Source organism: Cupriavidus sp. USMAHM13 (assembly GCF_001854285.1).
Classification (GTDB): Bacteria; Pseudomonadota; Gammaproteobacteria; order Burkholderiales; family Burkholderiaceae; genus Cupriavidus; species Cupriavidus malaysiensis.
On record NZ_CP017751.1, the window covers coordinates 3028812 to 3048429 of the forward strand.

General features: G+C 67.7%; 19 protein-coding genes. 4 read left to right on the forward strand and 15 right to left on the reverse strand.

Annotated elements, in window-relative coordinates; all coding sequences use genetic code 11:
- Window positions 1-174: 174 nt before the first annotated feature.
- From BKK81_RS13295 to BKK81_RS13330, 8 genes are all read right to left on the reverse strand, one after another.
- Complete coding sequence (locus BKK81_RS13295; RefSeq protein WP_071013697.1) at window positions 175-1089, reverse strand: MaoC/PaaZ C-terminal domain-containing protein; 915 nt, start codon at window positions 1087-1089, stop codon at window positions 175-177.
- Window positions 1090-1139: 50 nt separating this feature from the next.
- Window positions 1140-2684, reverse strand: coding sequence for an acyl-CoA synthetase (locus tag BKK81_RS13300; RefSeq protein ID WP_071013700.1), 1545 nt, complete (start codon window positions 2682-2684; stop codon window positions 1140-1142).
- Window positions 2685-2727: 43 nt separating this feature from the next.
- The gene (locus tag BKK81_RS13305; RefSeq protein WP_071013702.1) at window positions 2728-3804 is read right to left on the reverse strand and encodes a branched-chain amino acid ABC transporter permease; all 1077 of its coding nucleotides are present in this window, start codon (window positions 3802-3804) and stop codon (window positions 2728-2730) included.
- Window positions 3805-3823: 19 nt separating this feature from the next.
- Complete coding sequence (locus tag BKK81_RS13310) at window positions 3824-4864, reverse strand: branched-chain amino acid ABC transporter permease (RefSeq protein WP_071013704.1); 1041 nt, start codon at window positions 4862-4864, stop codon at window positions 3824-3826.
- Between the two features lie 61 nt (window positions 4865-4925).
- Window positions 4926-5654 (reverse strand): ABC transporter ATP-binding protein, encoded by a 729-nt coding sequence (locus tag BKK81_RS13315; protein WP_071013707.1) that lies wholly within the window; start codon window positions 5652-5654, stop codon window positions 4926-4928.
- A complete protein-coding gene (locus BKK81_RS13320; RefSeq protein WP_071016454.1) occupies window positions 5647-6429 on the reverse strand; it encodes an ABC transporter ATP-binding protein in 783 nt (260 codons plus the stop codon). Before BKK81_RS13320 ends, BKK81_RS13315 begins: the two co-directional genes overlap by 8 nt.
- Before the next feature lie 74 nt (window positions 6430-6503).
- Entirely contained in the window at window positions 6504-7685 is a 1182-nt protein-coding gene (locus BKK81_RS13325; protein ID WP_071013710.1) for a substrate-binding domain-containing protein, read from the reverse strand.
- 111 nt (window positions 7686-7796) lie between these two features.
- Window positions 7797-8411: a TetR/AcrR family transcriptional regulator gene (locus tag BKK81_RS13330; protein WP_071013712.1), complete on the reverse strand. Its 615-nt coding sequence runs from the start codon at window positions 8409-8411 to the stop codon at window positions 7797-7799.
- Between the two features lie 247 nt (window positions 8412-8658).
- Between BKK81_RS13330 and BKK81_RS13335 the strand changes: the two genes are divergently transcribed.
- Window positions 8659-9603, forward strand: a complete 945-nt coding sequence (locus BKK81_RS13335) for an alpha/beta fold hydrolase (RefSeq protein ID WP_231907923.1) — start codon at window positions 8659-8661, stop codon at window positions 9601-9603.
- Here BKK81_RS13335 and crcB read toward each other — a convergent pair.
- The 7 genes from crcB to BKK81_RS13370 form a co-directional block, all read right to left on the reverse strand.
- Window positions 9585-9965 (reverse strand): fluoride efflux transporter CrcB, encoded by a 381-nt coding sequence (gene crcB, locus BKK81_RS13340; RefSeq protein WP_071013715.1) that lies wholly within the window; start codon window positions 9963-9965, stop codon window positions 9585-9587. The two genes, BKK81_RS13335 and crcB, sit on opposite strands and share 19 nt — an antisense overlap.
- Window positions 9965-10483: a molybdopterin synthase catalytic subunit MoaE gene (moaE, locus tag BKK81_RS13345; protein ID WP_071013717.1), complete on the reverse strand. Its 519-nt coding sequence runs from the start codon at window positions 10481-10483 to the stop codon at window positions 9965-9967. The genes crcB and moaE overlap by 1 nt, the downstream gene beginning before the upstream one ends.
- Window positions 10484-10496: 13 nt before the next feature.
- A complete protein-coding gene (gene moaD / locus BKK81_RS13350; RefSeq protein ID WP_071013720.1) occupies window positions 10497-10754 on the reverse strand; it encodes a molybdopterin converting factor subunit 1 in 258 nt (85 codons plus the stop codon).
- Between the two features lie 20 nt (window positions 10755-10774).
- Window positions 10775-11983, reverse strand: coding sequence for a molybdopterin molybdotransferase MoeA (locus BKK81_RS13355; RefSeq protein WP_197523926.1), 1209 nt, complete (start codon window positions 11981-11983; stop codon window positions 10775-10777).
- A gap of 242 nt (window positions 11984-12225) precedes the next feature.
- Complete coding sequence (gene thrC, locus BKK81_RS13360; protein ID WP_071013725.1) at window positions 12226-13671, reverse strand: threonine synthase; 1446 nt, start codon at window positions 13669-13671, stop codon at window positions 12226-12228.
- A gap of 16 nt (window positions 13672-13687) precedes the next feature.
- Window positions 13688-14998, reverse strand: coding sequence for a homoserine dehydrogenase (locus BKK81_RS13365; protein WP_071013728.1), 1311 nt, complete (start codon window positions 14996-14998; stop codon window positions 13688-13690).
- 51 nt (window positions 14999-15049) lie between these two features.
- Window positions 15050-16285, reverse strand: coding sequence for a pyridoxal phosphate-dependent aminotransferase (locus BKK81_RS13370; RefSeq protein WP_071013730.1), 1236 nt, complete (start codon window positions 16283-16285; stop codon window positions 15050-15052).
- Window positions 16286-16569: 284 nt separating this feature from the next.
- On the opposite strand from BKK81_RS13370, the gene BKK81_RS13375 reads away from it, so the two are divergent.
- The 3 genes from BKK81_RS13375 (at window position 16570) to BKK81_RS13385 (ending at window position 19600) form a co-directional block, all read left to right on the forward strand.
- On the forward strand, window positions 16570-16950 hold the full coding sequence (locus tag BKK81_RS13375; RefSeq protein WP_071013733.1) for an Mth938-like domain-containing protein: 381 nt from the start codon (window positions 16570-16572) through the stop codon (window positions 16948-16950).
- Between the two features lie 163 nt (window positions 16951-17113).
- Window positions 17114-17575 (forward strand): peroxiredoxin, encoded by a 462-nt coding sequence (locus BKK81_RS13380; RefSeq protein WP_071013736.1) that lies wholly within the window; start codon window positions 17114-17116, stop codon window positions 17573-17575.
- A gap of 321 nt (window positions 17576-17896) precedes the next feature.
- Window positions 17897-19600, forward strand: a complete 1704-nt coding sequence (locus BKK81_RS13385; RefSeq protein WP_071013738.1) for a PhoH family protein — start codon at window positions 17897-17899, stop codon at window positions 19598-19600.
- Window positions 19601-19618 lie beyond the last annotated feature (18 nt).

Below are 19618 nucleotides of genomic sequence, written 5' to 3' on the forward strand. Positions count from 1 at the left end.
ATGGTCCCGATGCCGGCGCTTGCCACGCCAGGCAACCATCGCGGAGCGCTTCCCGCGCCCGTTTCCCCATGTCGGACAGCCAATGTCTAACGGGAAGATAGGGCTTGCGCGAGACATTTCAAGGCTGCCGTGCATGACTTCTGATGCGCATCAAAAAGCACATGATGGAGTGCTTCAGACTGCTCCGCGCGCGCCCTTGTTTTCCAGGTTGCGCACCAGCACCAGGGCCTCGCCCTGCAGCACCACACGCCCGTCGCCGCCCGACACCACCGTGGCCAGATTGACCAGCTCCTTGTCGGCGCGCAGCCGCGTAACCCGCACCGAAGCGGTCAGCGGCTCGCCCAGGCGCGCGGCCGAGCACAGCCGCAGCGACTGCTTCATCCAACCGGTGCCCCGGCCGGGCAGGCGGGTCCCGAGCAGGTCGGAGAACATGCCGGCCAGCAATGGCAGCGGCACGATGGCGCCATCGAAGCCGCGGCTGCGGGCGAATACCGGATCGATGTAGAAGGGATTGCTGTCGTCGGTCAGCGACACGTACTCGTCGGTATCGTCGACACCGAAGGTACGTGCGGCAGACGCCTCCTGCCCGATCGATAGATGATAGAGCGAGGCGTCGACCGCCGGCACGCGCGCCATGCCATCCTGGTCGAGTGGCGCCGGCCGCATCATCGCCAGCAGGTCGGCGGTGGCATCGGCCAGGAGCATTGCCGCGCCGTGCGCCGTGACCTGGTCCTCGGCATTCGTGATGCGCTCGCGGCCGCGCTGCACGCAACGGATCGATGTGTCGAGCGCGATGCGCCCCGGGCCGGGCGCATCCTGCAGCACCAGCGCGGCTGTCACACCATCGCCGACGAAGGTCGGGCGCGGAAACATCAGCGTCTGCGCGATCGGCAGCACAGGACGCGGTATGCTGCGCCGTATCTGCGCGCACAGCAGGGAGAACAGCAGCATCCCGTGCGCAACCGTGGCACCGAAATGCGTTGCGCGCGCGAAGGCCGGGTCGCAGTGGATGGGATTGTCGTCGCGCGACAATACGGCAAAGCGGTCGAAGTCCTCTTGCGCCAGCACGCGCGGACGGGATGCGTTCATGGTCGGGTTCCGGTGGGGGCGACGGAAGGCGCGGCGCCCCGGGGATCGGTTCAGGATGGGTACAGGCCGCGCAGCTTGTGCTTCTCGACCTTGCCCGAGGGCGTGCGCGGCAGTGCGTCGACGAAGCGCACATGGCGTGGAACCTTGAACGCTGCCAGCCGCGCGCGGCAATGCGCGAGCACCGCCGGCTCGTCCAGCGAGGCGCCTGGCTTGCGCACCACCAGCGCCAGGCCGACCTCGCCCCAGCGGGCGTCGGCGGTGCCGATCACGGCGGCTTCGGCCACCTGCGGCAGCTGGAACAGCACGTTCTCGACTTCCGCCGGATAGACGTTCTCGCCGCCGGAGATGAACATGTCCTTGGCACGGTCGACGATGTAGTAGTCGCCCTCGTCATCCATGTAGGCGATGTCCCCCGAATGCAGCCAGCCGTCGCGGATGGCCGCCGCCGTGGCTTCCGGCAGGTTCCAGTAGCCGGGCGTGACGCCCGGCCCCTTGATCAGCAGTTCGCCACGCTCGCCCGGACGCACGTCGCGGCCGTCGGCGTCGACCACGCGCGTCAGCATGGAGCCGACCGGTTTGCCAATGGTGCCGATCTTGCGCCGCGCGGTCTGCTCCTCGCAGACGAACACCGTGGGGCCGGTCTCGGTCATGCCGAAGCCGAAGCAGATCGTCACGCCTTTGGCCAGATAGGCCTCCAGCAGCGGCTGCGGCACCGGCGAACCGCCCGCCGCCGCGCTGCGCAGGCCGGACAGGTCGGCCGCGGCGAAGCCGGGATGCTGGCTGAGGAACAGGTAGACCGACGGCACCGCGAAGAACATGGTGATGCCGGCGCCGTGGCGGGCATCGAGGCGGTCCAGCGTGGCCGCGGCGTCGAACTGGCGCATGATGTGCACCGTGCCACCGGCGTGCAGCACAGGGTTGGCGTACAGGTTCAGCCCGCCGGTATGGAAGAAAGGCAGCACGTTCAGGAACACGTCGTCGCGCGTGATCTTGTTGGCCAGCATGGCGTTGACGGCGTTGAAGTACACCATGCCGTAGGTCTGCTTGACCCCCTTGGGGCGGCCGGTGGTGCCGGAGGTATAGAGCAGGTGCCAGACCTCGTGCTCGTCGCGGCAAGGCATCTCGACGATGCGCCCGGAAGCCGAGGCCAGGGCCGCCTCGTACTCGGTCCAGCCACCCGGCACGTCGGCCGCCTCGTCGTCGGCCAGGTGGAGCACGGCGCGCAGCGGGATCTCACGGGCCAGTTGCGCGGCCACACCGAGCATGCCGTCGCCGGCCACCAGCAGATCCGGCGCGCAATCGCGCAGGATCGGCAGCAGCTCGGCCGCCGGTGCGCGCCAGTTCAGGCAGACCAGGATCATGCCCGCCTTGGCGCAGCCATACAGCATCTCGAAATAGTCGCTGCTGTTGTGCGCCAGCACGGCCACCCGTGCCCCGGGTGCCAGCCGCAGGCCGTCGGTCAGGTATTCGGCGAAGCGGCTCGCGCGTTCGTCGAACTGGCGATACGTCACGCTGCGGCCGCTCTCCACGTCCACCAGCGCCATTTTGTCCGGATGATGCTGGGCGTTCTTGTGCAGCCAGTCGATCACGTACATTGCCCGGGGTCTCCATGTGTCGATGGACGCCACTCCCGGGTCTTCAGGTGGCGACGTCCCTTCCGGCTCCCTCGCCGCGCAGCCGCCCGACGATGCCTTGCGGGAAATAGTACACGCTCAGGATGAACAGCAGGCCAAGCCAGAGCAGCCAGCGGTCCGGATGCAGCAGGCCGGACAGCAGCGGCACCGCCGCCGTGGCGTCGCTGGCCAGCTTCATCACGTCCTGCAGGTAGGTCTGCGCCACCAGGAACAGCGCCGTGCCCACCACCGCGCCGTACAGCGTGCCCATGCCGCCGATCACCACGATCAGCAGGATGTCGACCATGATCTCGAAGGACAGCGAGGTATCCGGGCCGTTGTAGCGCAGCCAGAGCGCCATCAGCACACCCGCCAGCGCGGCGAAGACGGCCGACAGCACGGTCGACACCGTGCGGAACACCACGGTGCGGTAGCCGATCGCCTCGGCACGGAAGTCGTTCTCGCGGATCGCCTGCAGCACGCGGCCGAACGGCGAGTTGACGATGCGCAGCAGCAGCAGGAACAGCGCCAGCGCCGCGCAGAAAATGAAGTAGTAGGTGAAGAGCTTGCCGTTGAGCGGCACGCCGAACCACTCCGTGTCGCCCAGCGAGAAGCCCGGCGTGAACACCTCCGGCACCTTGAAGCTGATGCCGTCCTCGCCCCCGGTCCAGTCGGACAGTTGCGACACCAGCGTGGCGAAGGCGGTCGCCACCGCCAGCGTGATCATGGCGAAGAAGATGGCACGCACGCGTAGCGAGAACAGCCCGATCACCAGCGCCAGCAGGGCCGCCACCAGCAGCGCGCCGAGCGTGCCGGCGGCCAGCGCGGCCCAGCCGGGCTCCATGCGCGACATGGCGATGGCCACGCCGTAGCCGCCGATGCCGAAGAACATGGTGTGGGCGAAGGACACGATGCCGGTATAGCCGAGCAGCAGGTCGTAGCTGGCCACCAGCACCACGAAGATGCAGATCTTGGCCGCCATGTTGAGGGCGCGCGCGCCCGGGAAGAGGAAGGGTGCGCAGGCGAGCGCCAGCAGCAGCAGGAGCAGCAGCACGGACAGCGCGCGGCTGCGTGGCAGGTCGCCGGAAAGCAGTCGGGTCATGGTCGAGGATCTCCCTGGCTCAGCGCTTGGCCACCGGATACAGGCCCTGCGGACGCCACAGCAGGACCAGCATCATCAGCAGGATGTTGGAAAACAGCGCCACCTTGGGAAAGAGGAAGCCGGTGTAGTTGGCCATCAGCCCCACCAGCAGTGCGCCGACGAAGCAGCCGGTGGTCGAGCCGAGGCCGCCGATGATGATGACGATGAAGATCAGCACGTTGACCTGGGCACCGATGGACGCCGTGATGTTCTGCTGGTACAGCCCCCACAGCACCCCGCCCAGGCCCGCCAGCGCTGCACCGGCGACGAACACGCCGATGAAGAGGCGGCGGATGCGGTAGCCCAGCGACTCCACCATCTCGCGGTTCTCCACGCCTGCGCGGATCAGCAGGCCGATGCGGGTGCGGTTGAGCAGCAGCAGCATGGCGATGAAGATGACCAGGCCGAGCACCACGGCAAGCAGGCGGTACTTCTCGATCGCCGCATCGCCCAGCAGCACGGCGCCGCGCAGGCCGGCCGGCAATTGCAGCGCGATCGTCTCGGGCCCCCAGATCGCCTTGATCAATTGCTCGGCCACGATCATGCCGCCCATGGTGATCAGGATCTGCTTCAGGTGCTGGCCATAGACGGGCCGCACCACCACGCGCTCGAAGAACAGGCCGACCGCGCCGGATGCCAGCATGGCCGCGCCGATCGCCAGTGCGAACGCGCCCAGGTTGAGGGCCAGGTTGTCGGCCTCGACCCACGGCGCCAGCGGCAGAAGCACCGAAGCCGCAACGTAGGCACCCAGCGCGATGAAGGCGCCGTGGCCGAAATTGAGCACGTCCATCAGCCCGAACACCAGGGTCAGGCCGGACGACACCACGAAGATGATCATGCCCATGGCCAGCCCCGCCACGGTCAGCGTCAGCCAGGTCGAGCCGCTGCCCACCAGCGGGTAGGCCAGCAGCATCAGCAAGGGAGCCAGCGCCAGCGGGGTCCAGTCGAGCCGGACCTTGGGCAGGTCGGCCGGCGCGGAGGGAACGCCCGGTGCCTCGGGCAGGGTGCTTGAAGTCGTCATGTCTGCGGATCCTGACACGATGGAATGGTGGGCGGCGGCGCCACCGGCGCGCGCCGCGCTTTCACTGGTGCGCGGCCAGCGAGAGGCCGAGCAGGCGCTGCTGCAGTGCCTCGTCGCCGGCCAGGTCGGCCATGGTGCCGGCATGCACCACCCGGCCGTCGTCCATCACGGCCACGGTGTCGCCCACCGATCGGGCCATGTGGAAATTCTGCTCGACCAGCAGGATGGAGACCGCGGTCTGCTTCAGCTCGCAGAACACCGAGATCATGTTCTGGATGATCGAAGGCGCCAGCCCCTTGGTGGGCTCGTCCACGATCAGCAGCTGGCGCGGCTCGATGATGGCGCGCGCCACCGACAGCATCTGCTTCTGCCCGCCGGACAGCACGCCGGCGCGCTGGTGCCAGAAGATCTTCAGCGCCGGGAACATGCGGAAGACCCAGTCCAGGCGCTGCTCGTCGATGGCGCCGCTGCGGGCGGCCAGGCGCATGTTCTCCGCCACCGTCAGGTCGGAGAACACGCTCATGTTCTCCGGCACGTAGGCGATGCCGGCCTGGGCGATCGCCGGCGTGGCCAGGCGCGTGATGTCGCGGCCGTCGAAATGGACGCTGCCCTGGCCAGCCCGCCACAGGCCCATGATGGTGCGCAGCGTGGTGGTCTTGCCGGCGCCGTTGCGGCCCAGCAGCATGGTCACGCCACCGCGCGGCACGTCGAGGTCGACGCCATGCAGGATATGGTAGGGCCCGATATGGGTGTGGACGCCGCGCAGGCGCAGGATGGGATCGTCAGCCATGGCTGGCCTCCGCGTTGCCGGCGCCCGCTCCGTCCGGCGGCGCCACGCCCAGGTAGGCCTGCTGCACGATGGGCGAGGCGATCACTTCGGCCGGATCGCCATCGGCCATCAAGGTACCGTTGTGCAGCACGATGATGCGGTCCGCCAGCGAACGCACCACATCCATCTTGTGTTCCACCAGCAGCACGGTCTTGCTGCGGTCCTGCTTGATCTCGTGGATCAGGTCCAGGATCACCGGCACCTCGTCCACGCTCATGCCCGCGGTCGGCTCATCGAACATGAACACGCGCGGCTGCAATGCCAGCAGGATGCCCACTTCCAGCTTGCGCTGGTCGCCGTGCGGCAGCGCTGCCACCGGCTGGTGCCGCTTGTCGGCCAGCGCCACGCGCTCCAGGCAGGCCTCCGCCTGCTCGCGCACCTTGCGGTGGTGGCTCCATACGCTGAACAGGTCGAGGCCGAGATGCAGACGCGCCTGCACCGCCAGCCGCACGTTCTCGAACACGGTCAGGTTGGGGAACAGGCTGGTGAGCTGGAAGGCACGCCCGATGCCGCGCCGGGTCTTTTCCGGCACCGGCAACCGCGTCACGTCCTCGCCGCCGAGCAGGATCTGCCCCGCACTGGCCGGAAGCTGGCCGGAGATCAGGTTGAAGTAGGTGGTCTTGCCGGCGCCGTTGGGCCCGACGATGCAGGTCAGCTCGCCGGCGCGGAAGGCGCAGGACACCGCGTTGACGGCGACGTGCCCGCCGAAGCGGATGGTGAGCCCGCGCGTCTCCAGCGCGGGCGCCCCGCCCGCGCCGGCGGCGCGCTGGACGGCCTCGGCGGCCGCGGAAGAAGTGGCGCCCACGGTGGTCAACGCTTGTTGCGGATCGGTACGTTCATTTCCTCGGGCTTGATCTCGCGGACCAGCTCGGGAACGCCCCAGGCGAAGGCCGGATCGACCTTGATCTTGAAGTGGTACATCGACTGCATCGCCTGGTGGTCTTCCTTGCGGAAGATCATCTTGCCCTTGGGCGTGTCGAAGGACATGCCTTCCATGGCGCCGATCAGCTTCTCGGTATTGGTATCGCCGCCGGTCTTCTTGAGCGCCTCGACCACCGCGATGCCGGCCGACATGCCGCCGGCGGTGAAGAAATCGGGCGGGGTCTTGTACTTGCTGTAGTGGTTGGACACCAGCCACTCGTTGACCTTGTTCTTCGGGATGCCGAAGTAGTAGTAGGTCGCGCCCTCCATGCCCGGCAGGTTCTTGTAGGCAGTCATGGCCGGCAGGATGTTGCCGCCGCTGGCGATCTCGATGCCGTAGCGCTTGGGATCGAGATCGGCGATCTTGAACGGGTTGCCGGCGCCGGCCCAGATGATGAAGATGACCTTGCGTCCCGGCTTGTCCTTGAGCGAATCGAACAGCCGCTGCGCCCCTGCGGTGAAGTCGGTGGTATTGGTCGGCAGGTACTCTTCGTGCACGATCTTGGCGTTCTTCAGCGCGCCCTTGAAGGCCTTGACGCCGTCGCGCCCGAAGGCATAGTCCTGCGCCAGCATGGCGATCTGCGTGCCCGGCTTGTCGAGCGCCACGGCGTTGGCGATGGCATCCTGCGAGGAGTTGCGGCCGGTGCGGAAGATGTAGCGGTTCCACTTCTCGCCGGTGATGGAGTCGGCCACCGCCGGCTCGACCAGCAGGATCTTCTTGTACTCCTCCGCGACCGGCAGCATCGCCAGCGCGGTGCCCGACGAGGTCGGGCCGACCGCGATGTCGGCGCGGTCGTCGCTGTAGGCCGCGGCCAGCTGGGCCTTGGCCACGTCTGGCTTGCCCTGGGTGTCCTTCTCGATCACCAAGAGCTTGTTGCCGTTGACGGTCATGGTGCCATTGGTGGCGTACTCCAGCCCCATCATCAGCCCGACCTGGGTCTGCTTGGCATAGGCTTCGAGCGCCCCGGTCTTGTCGTAGACGTGGGCGATCTTGATGTCCTTGGCGTGGACCGCGCCTGCCGCCAGCAGGCAGGCGGCCAGCGCCAGCGTGCTCAGTTGCTTGCCCTGCATGGTTGTCTCCTCTCTCGTTTCGTTGTGTCTTGTTGCGTCTCGTTGCGCGTTCTTGTGCGTTCTTGCGGCTTGTGGATCCTGCGCGTTTCGCAGCGCGCTCCCGGCGGCCGCCTAGCGCACAGCCAGCCCGTGCTCGATCAGATCGAAGGCCGAGTCCACCACCTTGTCCATCGACGCCGGCCGCTTCCACAGCGCGTAGCGCATGCCGAGGAAGTTGCTGATGCCGATCAGGCACCAGGCGCGCACTTCGGCGTCGCCCGGCAGGATCTCGCCCTGCTCTTCGGCCTTGGCCAGGCGGCGGCTGTAAAGTTCGGCGAAGACCTGGAAGTAGCCGCTATAGATGGTTTCGTCGACGGAGTACGAATCCAGCACGATACGGTACAGGTTCTTGTGGCGCGACACGAAGCTGAGGAAGGCCTTGAGGCCGAGGCGCTCGGCTTCCATCTGCGTGGTGGCCGGCGCCACGTGCTTGCGCAGGTGGGCACGCAACAACTCCAGCATATGCTGCACCAGCGCGCGGAACACATCCTCCTTGTCCTTGAAGTACAGGTAGAAGGTACCCATGGCCACGTCGGCCTCCTGGGTGATCTCCGAGATCGAGGCCGCATAGTAGCCCTTCCCGCCGAAAACCTTCTCGGATGCCCGCAGCAAGGCCTCGCGTGTCTTCTGGCCGCGCGCCGTCTTGGGACTGGCGGGGCTCGCCGCCCGGGTATCGCTTGCTGGCATCGGGTCTCCATCGTGGCGGCGCGCCGGCTCAGCCACGGCGGCGCGCTCCCTGTTTTTTCCTGGTGTCCGGACCGCTCCAGCAGAGCCGTCCGCCGCCCTCCCGGACAGGACATCCGCGCAGGCGAAAACATGATAGCTGATTCATGTTTCATGATATAAAGCTTGGAATCCGGATGTCAATAGATGCCTTTACCGACGCCCGGACTGCCATCCTGCACACGACCCGGCACACCAGGAGCGATCGCCATTGGATACATCGGCCCAGCCCCGGCGCACCGGCCCGGCCGCCGCGGAAACCCTGCCGCAGCCCGTCATGAGCCCCTTCGCCGAGTTCCCGGCGCAAGGCGTGCTGCCGGGCTGGCGCGAAGCCGGGGCAGGACGTCCCCTGCTTTGCCTGCATGGATGGTCGATACCGGGCACCGCCTTCAGCGGGCAGGCGGCGCTAGCCCGGCGCGGCTGGCGGGTGATCGCTCCCGACCATGCCGGCCACGGGCTGTCGCGCTCGCTGCCCGGCGCGGCTCGCGCGGACATCGGCAGGCTGGCGGCCGACGCTGCCGCGCTGATCGCGCACCTTGGGCTGGACGATGTGGTAGTGGTAGGCTGGTCGCTGGGCGCGACCACGGCCTGGCGCCTGATGCAGGACCACCCGGAAGTGCCGCTGGCAGCAGTGGCCGCGATCGACATGACGCCGCGCCTGCTGAGTGCGCCGGACTGGCCGCACGGCCTGCGCGGCGGCTATTCGGCGGACCAGGTGGAGCAGATGGCGGTGCGGGTGCGGCAAGACTGGCCGGGACTGGCGCCGGCGGTGGCGGCAGACCTTTGGGCGGCGGGCAGCGCCCCTTCGCCCGCTGCCGCCGAACTGGTGGCGCACGGACAACAGCATTGCGATCCACTTGCACTGTCTTCCCTGTGGCGCGACATGGCGGCGCAGGACCTGCGCCAGGCGCTACGCCACGCGCGGCTGCCGCTGCTGCTATTGCACGGTGAGCGCAGCCGGCTCTATGGCCCGGCGATGGCGGCGGCAGTCGGCACCTTGAACCCGGCCACGCTGCAATGCAGCATCGCCGCCACCGGCCACAGCCCTCACCTGGAGCGTCCGGCGGCCTTCAATGCCGCTTTGCTGGCATTGCTGGATCGGGCGGGGGTCCGATTCTCACGAGCCGCTTCCGCACCTCAGGAGAGCAGGCGGTAAGTCCACAGGCCAGCGGCCGTCAACAGCAGGGAGCCGCCGAGATGGGCCAGAAGGTGGAGCAAGGCCCAGCCGAAGTCGCCTGCCATCAGGTTGCCGACCACTTCACTGGAAAAGGTGGAGAAGGTGGTGAGCCCGCCGAGGAAGCCGGTGATGGCGAACAGGCGCCATTCCGGCGGCAGGCCGGCATGTGTCTCGAAGAAGCCGACGGCCAGCCCGATGAGATAGCCGCCGACCAGGTTGGCGGCCAGGGTTCCGTAGGGCAGCGCAGGATTGGCCGCATTCCACGTCACGGAGAAGAACCAGCGCAGCCAGGCCCCCAGGGCGGCCCCGACCCCGACGGCGACGAAGCCGAACGGCCCCATCAGGGCGCCTCCGCAGCCGCGTCGCCACCGGCGCCCGCCACGCCGTCACCGCTGGCGTTGATCGAGGCCACGCCCCAGCGCCGCAGCGCGGCCTCGTCGGTGACGCGGGCATCGACCCAGCGTGCGCCCTCCGGCGTGGTCTCCTTCTTCCAGAACGGCGCCTCGGACTTGAGATAGTCCATGATGAACTCGCAAGCGGCGAAAGCCTCACCGCGGTGCGCCGATGCCACGGCGACCAGCACGATCTGGTCCTGCGGCTGCAGGGGCCCGACCCGGTGCACGATGGTGACGCCGAGCAAGGGCCAGCGCTGGCGCGCGGCCTCCTCGATGGCAGCCAGCGCCTTCTCGGTCATGCCGGGATAGTGCTCCAGCTCCATCGCGCTGATGGCGGTGCCGCCGCTGGCGTCGCGCACCGTGCCGATGAAACTCGCCACCGCGCCGACCGCTGCATTGCCGCGCCGCAGCGCCGTCACTTCCGCGCCAAGATCGAAGTCCTCGCGTTGTACCCGCACGCTCATCGCCGCGCTCCGTTCAGCCGCCCGTCACCGGCGGAAAAAATGCCACTTCGCAACCGTCCGCGAGAGGTGTATCGGCACGCGCCACCGCATGGTCGACCGCCATGCGCAGCGCCCTGCCCTCGCCCAGCGCCGCTTCCCAGACCCCGCCGCGCGCGCGCAGCCATTGGCGCAGCTGGCCCACGTCGGCCACCTCGACCGGCACCTCGGCCTGCTCCCCGGCACGGCCGAGCTGCTCGCGCACGCTGGCGAAGTAGCGCAATTCGATCTTCATGGCCGCTCCTCCTTCGCGCCTCAGTACAACAGTTCGCCGAAGGGGATGAACTGCACGATGTCGCCGGCGCGGATGGCCTGCCCCGGCGGATTGTCGATCAGCCCATCGCCCCAGACGGTCGACGTCAGCACGCCCGAACTCTGGTTCGGGAACAGCTCGAGCCCGCCCTGTGCGTTGAGGCGGGCACGCAGGAATTCGTTGCGGCGGTCACCCTTCTCCAGCGTGAAGTCGGCGCGCAGCGGCAGCCGGCGCGGCGCGACGTCTGCCACCCCCTGCAAGCGCAGGATGAACGGCCGCACGAACAGCAGGAAGGTGACGAAGCTGGACACCGGGTTGCCTGGCAGGCCCAGGAAGAAGGCCGGCGGCGCCTCGCCGCGCGCCACCTGGCCGAACGCCAGCGGCTTGCCCGGCTTGATGGCGATCTGCCACAGGTCGAGCCGCCCCTCCGCCTGTACCGCCGGGCGGATATGGTCCTCGTCGCCGACCGAGACGCCGCCCGAGGTGATGATCAGGTCATGGCCGTCGGCCGCGCGCCGCAAGGTCGCACGCGTGGCCGCCAGCGAGTCGGGCACGATGCCGAAGTCGCTGACCTCGCAGCCCAGGTTCTCCAGCAGCCCGCGCAGCGTGAAACGGTTGGAGTTGTAGATGGCGCCCGGCCGCAGCGGCTCGCCCGGCATCGCCAGTTCGTCGCCGGTGAAGAAGACGGCGACGCGCACGCGCCGCACCACGTCGAGGGCGGCCTGGCCAACCGAGGCCGCCAGCCCGAGCGCCTGCGGCGTCAGGCGCGTGCCGGCTGCCAGGATACGGCTGCCGGCGCGGATGTCCTCGCCGGCGCGCCGGACCCACTCGCCGGCGCGCGGCACATGGTTGACCACCACGTCCCCGCCCTCGGCCGTACATTGCTCCTGCATCACCACCGCGTCGGCACCGGGCGGGATCAACCCGCCGGTGAAGATGCGCGCGGCGCTACCCGGCTCCAACGCCGTGCCGACATGGCCGGCCGGGATGCGCTGGGTCACGCGCAGGCGCGTGCCGGCGGCCGGCACATCGGCGGCACGCAGCGCATAGCCATCCATGGCGGTATTGTCCGCGGGCGGCACGTCGAGCGCGCTCGACACCGGGCTGGCCAGCACCCGAGCGTTGGCCAGCAGCGTGTCAACACGCTCGGTCTGCGTGATGGGGCGCGCGCCGTCGAGCAGCGTGGCGAGCGCTTGGGCAAGGGTCAGCATGGGCGGGCGCGGCGTGGCGGCAGCTTCGGGCATGGGGCGGGCAGGACGATCGGGGGACGTCTTGGAGTCGGTTGGGCGGCAGCGCCGCAAACCCCGGCGAGGCGGGGACTGACAGCCAGATTGTAGCGATTCGACGGCCGCGCGGCATGCGGCGGCGCCGCAGGCGCGGCGGCATGCCGGCGGCCAGCTGCGGCCGGAGTGGTGCGCCGGAGGCAAGGGGCGGCCGCGCCGCCCCTCTCAGGTCAGAGGCCGGTGTGGCCGGCGATGAATGCCTTCACGCGGTCGGCGTCGGCAGGCACCACTTCGAAGCGCTGCGGCAACGCCTCGATGCCCTCGAAGCTGGCGGGACGCTCGGGTTCGTGGCCGAGCGCCTCGCGGATGGTCTCCGAGAACTTGGCCGGCAGCGCGGTCTCCAGCACGACCATGGGCACGCCGGCGCTCAGGTGCTCGCGCGCCACCTTGATGCCGTCGGCCGTATGGGTATCGATGGTGATGCCATAGCGCGCCGACAGGTCGCGGATGGTCGCCAGCCGGTCCTGGTGGGTACTGCGCCCCGAGACGAAGCCGAACTCGCGGATACGGCCGAATTCAGGCGTGCCGGCCAGGTCGAAGCCGTCCTTGGTGTCGACATCGCGGAACAGCGCCGCCAGCTTGGCCGGATCGCGGCCGAGCAGGTCGAAGACGAAGCGCTCGAAGTTCGAGGCCTTCGAGATATCCATGCTCGGGCTCGAGGTATGGAAGGTCTCGGACGACTTGCGCACGCGGTAGGCACCGGTGCGGAAGAACTCGTCGAGCACATCGTTCTCGTTGGTCGCCACCACCAGCTTGTCGATGGGCAGGCCCATCATGCGCGCGATATGGCCGGCGCAGACGTTGCCGAAGTTGCCGGAGGGCACGCAGAACGAGACCTTCTGGCCAGGGCCGCTGGTCGCCAGCAGCCAGCCCTTGAAGTAATAGACCACCTGGGCCACCACGCGCGCCCAGTTGATCGAGTTGACGGTGCCGATCTTCTGGCGCGCCTTGAAGCCGTGGTCGTTGGAGACCGCCTTGACGATGTCCTGGCAGTCGTCGAACACACCTTCCACCGCCAGGTTGAAGATGTTCGGGTCCTGCAGGCTGAACATCTGCGCGGTCTGAAACGCGCTCATCTTGCGGTGCGGGCTCAGCATGAAGACGCGGATGCCGCGCTTGCCGCGCATCGCGTATTCCGCCGCGCTGCCGGTGTCGCCCGAGGTGGCGCCGAGGATGTTCAGCTCCTGGCCGGCGCGCGCGAGCGCGTACTCGAACAGGTTGCCGAGCAACTGCATGGCCATGTCCTTGAAGGCCAGCGTCGGACCATTGGACAGGCCCAGCAGCTGCAGCGGCGCGCCGCCTTCCTCGCCCAGCGTGCGCAGCGGCGTGATGTCGGCGGTATTGTCGCCGGCACGCGCATTGCAGTAGACCTCGGCGGTATAGGTCTTGCGCGTCAGCGCGCGCAGGTCCTCGGCCGGGATGTCGTCGCAGAACTTGGACAGGATCTCGAACGCCAGGTCGGCGTAGGAAAGCTTGCGCCAGGACTCGAGCTCCTCGGCGCTGACCTGCGGGTACTGATCAGGCAGGTAGAGGCCGCCGTCCGGCGCGAGGCCGCCCAGCAGGATTTCGGAAAACGATTGCGGCGCCTGGTGGCCGCGCGTCGACAGGTATTTCATGGGACCGGGCACTCGCTCAGTTCAGTTCTTCCATGCGCAGGCGCGTGACGGACGACAGCACGGTCGGCAGCGCCTCGATCTTGGCGATGGCGGCATTGACCTGCTTCTCGCGCGCCAGGTGGCTCAGCATGATGATGTCGGTCTGCGGCTCGCCCTCGCGCGATTCCTTCTGCAGCATGGCATCGATCGAGATGCCGGCGTCGGCCAGGATGCGGGTGATGTCGGCCAGCACGCCGGTTTCGTCGGACACGCGCATGCGCAGGTAGTAGGAACTGGTGACCTCCTCGATCGGCAGCACCGGCACGCTCGACAGTTCGTCGGGCTGGAAGGCCAGGTGCGGCACGCGGTGGCCGGGGTCGGCGGTATGCAGGCGGGTCACGTCGACCAGGTCGGCGATCACGGCCGAAGCGGTCGGCTCGGCGCCCGCGCCCTTGCCGTAGTACAGCGTGGCGCCAACGGCGTCGCCCTGCACCAGCACGGCATTCATCGCCCCCTCGACGTTGGCGATCAGGCGCGAGGCCGGCACCAGGGTCGGATGCACGCGCAGTTCGACACCTTCCTCGCGGCGGCGCGTGATGCCCAGCAGCTTGATGCGGTAGCCCAGCTCCTCGGCGTACTTGATATCCACCGCCGACAGCTTGGTGATGCCTTCCACATGCGCGCGGTCGAACTGCACCGGCATACCGAAGGCGATCGCGCTCATCAGCGTGACCTTGTGCGCCGCATCGATGCCTTCGATGTCGAAGGTCGGGTCGGCCTCGGCATAGCCCAGCGCCTGCGCCTCCTTAAGGACCGTGTCGAAGTCCAGGCCCTTGTCGCGCATCTCCGACAGGATGAAGTTGGTGGTGCCGTTGATGATGCCGGCGATCCACTGGATGCGGTTGGCGGTCAGGCCCTCGCGCAGCGCCTTGATGATGGGGATGCCGCCGGCCACCGCGGCCTCGAAGGCGACGATCACGCCCTTGTTGCGCGCCGCCTCGAAGATCTCGTTGCCATGCACGGCCAGCAGCGCCTTGTTGGCGGTGACCACGTGCTTGCCATTGGCGATGGCCTTGAGCACCAGCTCCTTGGCCACACCGTAGCCGCCGATCAGCTCGACCACGATGTCGATGTCGGGACGGTTCACCACCTCGTTGGCGTCGGCCACCACTTCCACCTGCCCACCGGTCAGCTCGCGGGCACGTTCGGTATTCAGGTCGGCGACCATTGCAATTTCGATGCCGCGCCCGGCGCGGCGGCGAATTTCCTCCTGGTTGCGCTTCAGCACGTTGAACGTGCCGCTACCGACGGTACCGATGCCAAGCAGGCCTACTTTGATGGGGTTCATGAACAATCTGCTTCCAGTTGACGAATGGGGGAAACGGCGCCGCGCCGGGCCTCAGGCCGCGATGGCACCGTGGCGTTTGCGGTATGCCTCGAGGAAGCGCGCGACACGGCTGATGGCCTCGCGCAGGTCCTCCTCGTGCGGCAGGAACACGATGCGGAAGTGGTCGGGCTTGCCCCAGTTGAAGCCCGATCCCTGCACCAGCAGCACCTTCGATTCCTGCAGCAGCTCGTAGATGAACTCCTGGTCGTCCTGAATCGGATACATCGACAGGTCGAGCTTGGGGAACAGGTAGAGCGCTGCCTTGGGCTTGACGCAGCTGACGCCCGGGATGGCGGTGACCAGCTCGTAGGCGAGATCGCGCTGGCGGCGCAGGCGGCCGCCCTCTGCCACCAGGTCGTTGATGCTCTGGTAGCCGCCGAGGGCGGTCTGGATGGCCCATTGCGCCGGCACGTTGGCGCACAGGCGCATCGAGGAAAGCATGTTCAGCCCCTCGATATAGTCCTGCGCCGGGCGCTTGTCGCCCGACACCACCATCCAGCCGGCGCGGTAGCCGCACGAGCGGTAGTTCTTCGACAAGCCGTTGAAAGTGACGGTCAGCACGTCGGTCGACAGCGAGGCGATCGAGGTGTGGGTACGGCCGTCGTACAGCACCTTGTCGTAGATTTCGTCGGCGTAGATGATCAAGCCATGCTCGCGCGCGATCGCCACGATGCCGAGCAGCAGCTCGTCCGAATAGAGGGCGCCGGTCGGATTGTTGGGGTTGATGACGACGATGGCCTTGGTGTTCGGCGTGATCTTGGCGCGGATGTCGTCCAGGTCGGGCATCCACTCGTTCTGCTCGTCGCAGATATAGTGCACCGGCGTACCGCCGGACAGGCTCACCGCCGCCGTCCACAGCGGGTAGTCGGGTGCCGGAACCAGCACCTCGTCGCCGCTGTTGAGCAGGGCGTTCATCGACATCACGATCAGCTCGGATGCACCGTTGCCGACGTAGATGTCTTCCAGGCCCACACCCTGGATCTTCTTTTCCTGCGTGTAGTGCATGATCGCCTTGCGCGCGGCGAAGATGCCCTTGGAGTCCGAATAGCCCGCCGAGTTGGGCAGGTTGCGCATCATGTCCTGCTGGATCTCCTCCGGCGCGTCGAAACCGAACACGGCCAGGTTGCCGATGTTCAGCTTGATGATCTTGTGCCCTTCTTCTTCCATCTGCTTGGCCTTCTCCAGCACGGGCCCGCGGATGTCGTAACAGACGTTGTTGAGTTTGTGGGATTTCTGGATCGGTTTCACGGCGTGTCGGCGAGGGCTGGGCTGCCGGTCTCCTCGGCAGCGGGCAATTCGGGAATCTGGACGGAAATCGGGAGGCGCGTCCGCTGCAATGCAACGCGAACGTGGCAGACAGGGAGGCAAAAGCTATAATTTATCGGATTATGACAGACTTCGGCGCGGATTCTTGCATTGCAGCGCAGTGCATGCCGTGCCGCCGCCGTGACCCGCCCGCCCCCGCGCTGCACGGCCGGGCCGCCCGCGGCCCGGCGCCGGCCCCGCACCGGCGGGCACCTCGAAGGTGCCCTTTGAAACTCCACGCCGACCAGCCCCAAGCGCTCAATACCGTCACCGCCTATGGTCCGGGCTATATCGAAATCAACCTGATCCGCCACACCGAGTCCGTGCTGGTGATGCCGGAGGGCGAGATCCGGCCATGGCCGGTGGAGCGTTTCGAGGACCTGCAGGCTGCCCATTTCGAGGCCTTGCTGGAACTGGGGCCGGAAGTGGTGCTGCTGGGCACCGGCGGCCGCCTGCGCTTCCCGCAACCCAGGCTGACCGCGGCGCTCGCGAACCGTCATATCGGCGTGGACGCGATGGACCTTCAGGCAGCATGCCGCACCTACAATATCCTGATGGCCGAAGGCCGGCGCGTGGCGGCCATCCTGATGCTGGACCCGGTGGCCTGAAGCCGCTCTCCGGTCCGCCCGGCGCACCCGGGAAGTTGAGCGGCCGCCACGCTTGAAGTCTGGCCGGGCGCCCCAATCTGCCTTTGCCGTAGTGGCCGCCCAGTGGGGACAACCCCGTGGTGGCAGCCCCCGTTTCCTGCCTCTCCCCCAGGAGCCTCAAGCAATGACCGTCAGCCTCGACAAGCCCGTACCGGATTTCAGCGCCCCCGCGACCGGAGGCACCTTCAGCCTCGCCGGACAGCGCGGCAAGACGCTGGTGCTGTACTTCTATCCCAAGGACAACACGCCCGGATGCACCACCGAGGCCATGAACTTCCGCGACCAGCACGAGGACTTCGTCGCCGCGGGCGCCGTAGTGTTCGGCATCTCCCGCGACAGCCTCAAGTCCCACGAGAATTTCAAGGCCAAGCTGGAACTGCCCTTCGAACTGATCTCCGACGGCGACGAAGCGGTCTGCACGCTGTTCGATGTCATCAAGATGAAAAAACTCTATGGCAAGGAGGTGCGCGGCATCGAGCGCAGCACCTTCATCCTCGACGCCAAGGGCGTGCTGCGCCACGCCATGCGCGGCATCAAGGTGCCCAACCACGTCGACGAAGTGCTCGAGCTCGTGCGCGCGCTCTGAGTGCCGGCAAGGCCCGCGCCGGCGTGGCAGGCGCGCCACGCTGGCCACGCCGGGCGCCGATTGCCAAACACGGGGGCTTCAGATACATTGACCCGTAATGAGTTCAGAATCCGGCTGCCACACCGTTTCGTCGTTCCGACCCAGGCGCTCCCCGCCACGGGCCGGTAGCGGAGCTGCCGTGTCGCCGCCCGCGATGAAAACCGCCCTGCCCGTCTATCGGGTTCGGCGGTTTTTTTGTCTGTGCGCGCAACCAGGCCGCCGCCTGGCACCCGCCGGCCTGCGCGCGCTTCCCGCTGCGTCCCCCTGAAAGGAAAGCCAAGCATGCCGCTGCCCACCATGCCCACCAAGCCGGCTCAACTGCTCGATCCGAGCGAGTTCGCCCCGGTCACCGCGTTGCCCAAGGCCAGGACCGCGACACAGGGCAAGAAACCGGTGCCCGCGCTGGAGCGCGTGGCCTTGCTGGAAACCGGTGATGCGGAACCCGCCCCGGCAACACGAGCGCGCGCCACGACCACGCGCGCCCGCGCCAAGGACGTGCCCGCGGTTCCGGTGGCCCCGCCCGTAGCAGCCCCCGTCAGCGTCCTCAAGCCGGCCACCGCCCCGAGCCGGCGCGCGCGCAAGGACAACGGCCCGAGCAAGCTGTTCGTACTCGACACCAATGTGCTGATGCACGATCCGTCCTCCCTGTTCCGCTTCGAGGAACACGACATCTATCTGCCGATGATGACGCTGGAGGAACTGGATAACCACAAGAAGGGCATGAGCGAAGTCGCGCGCAACGCCCGTACCGTCAGCCGCACGCTCGACGCGCTGGTGGCAAACACCGACGGCGCGCTCGACGAAGGCCTGCTGCTGGCCAAGCTCGGCAACCGCGACGCGCAGGGCAAGCTGTTCTTCCAGACCCGGCTCAACGACATCAAGCTGCCCGAAGGCCTGCCGCAGGGCAAGGCCGACAACCAGATCCTCGGCGTGGTCAGCGCGCTCAAGGAGCAGCAGCCGGGCCGCCAGGTGGTGCTGGTGTCGAAAGACATCAATATGCGCATCAAGGCCCGCGCGCTGGGCCTGCCCGCCGAGGACTACTTCAACGACCAGGTCCTGGAAGACAAGGACCTGCTCTACTCGGGCGTGATGGCGCTGCCGGGCGACTTCTGGACCAAGCACGGCAAGGGTGTCGAAAGCTGGCAGGATCCGAAGTCGGGCGCGATGTTCTACCGCCTGACCGGCCCGCTGGTGCCGTCCTTCCTGGTCAACCAGTTCGTCTACCTGGAGCCCTCCGACGGCAGTCTGCCGCTCTATGCGCAAGTCAAGGAGATCAACGGCAAGACCGCGCTGCTGCAGACACTGAAGGACTTCACCCACAACAAGAACAATGTCTGGAGCGTGACCGCGCGCAACCGCGAGCAGAACTTCGCGCTGAACCTGCTGATGAACCCGGAGGTGGACTTCGTCACCCTGCTGGGCCAGGCCGGCACCGGCAAGACGCTGCTGGCGCTGGCCTCGGGCCTGGAGCAGGTGCTCGACCAGAAGCTGTACAACGAGATCATCGTCACCCGCGCCACGGTGCCGGTCGGCGAGGACATCGGCTTCCTGCCGGGCACCGAGGAAGAAAAGATGCAGCCCTGGATGGGCGCTTTCGACGACAACCTCGAGGTGCTGCAGAAGAGCGACGACAGCGCCGGCGACTGGGGCCGCGCCGCCACGCAGGAGCTGATCCGTTCCCGCATCAAGGTCAAGAGCATGAACTTCATGCGCGGGCGCACCTTCGTCAACAAGTTCGTCATCATCGACGAGGCGCAGAACCTGACGCCCAAGCAGATGAAGACGCTGGTGACGCGGGCCGGCCCAGGCACCAAGATCGTGTGCCTCGGCAATATCGCGCAGATCGACACGCCTTACCTGACCGAAGGGTCGTCCGGCCTGACCTATGTGGTGGACCGCTTCAAGGGCTGGAGCCACAGTGGCCATGTCACGCTGGCGCGCGGCGAGCGCTCGCGCCTGGCTGACCACGCCGCCGACGTGCTCTGAGGCAATTGACCGCCGTCC

Excerpts from the sequence above, each read along its gene's own strand:
- BKK81_RS13295 (WP_071013697.1), bottom strand. The coding sequence starts at position 1,089 with ATGAACGCATCCCGTCCGCGCGTGCTGGCGCAAGAGGACTTCGACCGC.
- BKK81_RS13300 (WP_071013700.1), bottom strand. The coding sequence starts at position 2,684 with ATGTACGTGATCGACTGGCTGCACAAGAACGCCCAGCATCATCCGGAC.
- BKK81_RS13305 (WP_071013702.1), bottom strand. The coding sequence starts at position 3,804 with ATGACCCGACTGCTTTCCGGCGACCTGCCACGCAGCCGCGCGCTGTCC.
- BKK81_RS13310 (WP_071013704.1), bottom strand. The coding sequence starts at position 4,864 with ATGACGACTTCAAGCACCCTGCCCGAGGCACCGGGCGTTCCCTCCGCG.
- BKK81_RS13315 (WP_071013707.1), bottom strand. The coding sequence starts at position 5,654 with ATGGCTGACGATCCCATCCTGCGCCTGCGCGGCGTCCACACCCATATC.
- BKK81_RS13325 (WP_071013710.1), bottom strand. The coding sequence starts at position 7,685 with ATGCAGGGCAAGCAACTGAGCACGCTGGCGCTGGCCGCCTGCCTGCTG.
- BKK81_RS13330 (WP_071013712.1), bottom strand. The coding sequence starts at position 8,411 with ATGCCAGCAAGCGATACCCGGGCGGCGAGCCCCGCCAGTCCCAAGACG.
- crcB (WP_071013715.1), bottom strand. The coding sequence starts at position 9,965 with ATGGGGCCGTTCGGCTTCGTCGCCGTCGGGGTCGGGGCCGCCCTGGGG.
- moaE (WP_071013717.1), bottom strand. The coding sequence starts at position 10,483 with ATGAGCGTGCGGGTACAACGCGAGGACTTCGATCTTGGCGCGGAAGTG.
- moaD (WP_071013720.1), bottom strand. The coding sequence starts at position 10,754 with ATGAAGATCGAATTGCGCTACTTCGCCAGCGTGCGCGAGCAGCTCGGC.
- BKK81_RS13355 (WP_197523926.1), bottom strand. The coding sequence starts at position 11,983 with ATGCTGACCCTTGCCCAAGCGCTCGCCACGCTGCTCGACGGCGCGCGC.
- thrC (WP_071013725.1), bottom strand. The coding sequence starts at position 13,671 with ATGAAATACCTGTCGACGCGCGGCCACCAGGCGCCGCAATCGTTTTCC.
- BKK81_RS13365 (WP_071013728.1), bottom strand. The coding sequence starts at position 14,998 with ATGAACCCCATCAAAGTAGGCCTGCTTGGCATCGGTACCGTCGGTAGC.
- BKK81_RS13380 (WP_071013736.1), top strand. The coding sequence starts at position 17,114 with ATGACCGTCAGCCTCGACAAGCCCGTACCGGATTTCAGCGCCCCCGCG.
- BKK81_RS13385 (WP_071013738.1), top strand. The coding sequence starts at position 17,897 with ATGCCGCTGCCCACCATGCCCACCAAGCCGGCTCAACTGCTCGATCCG.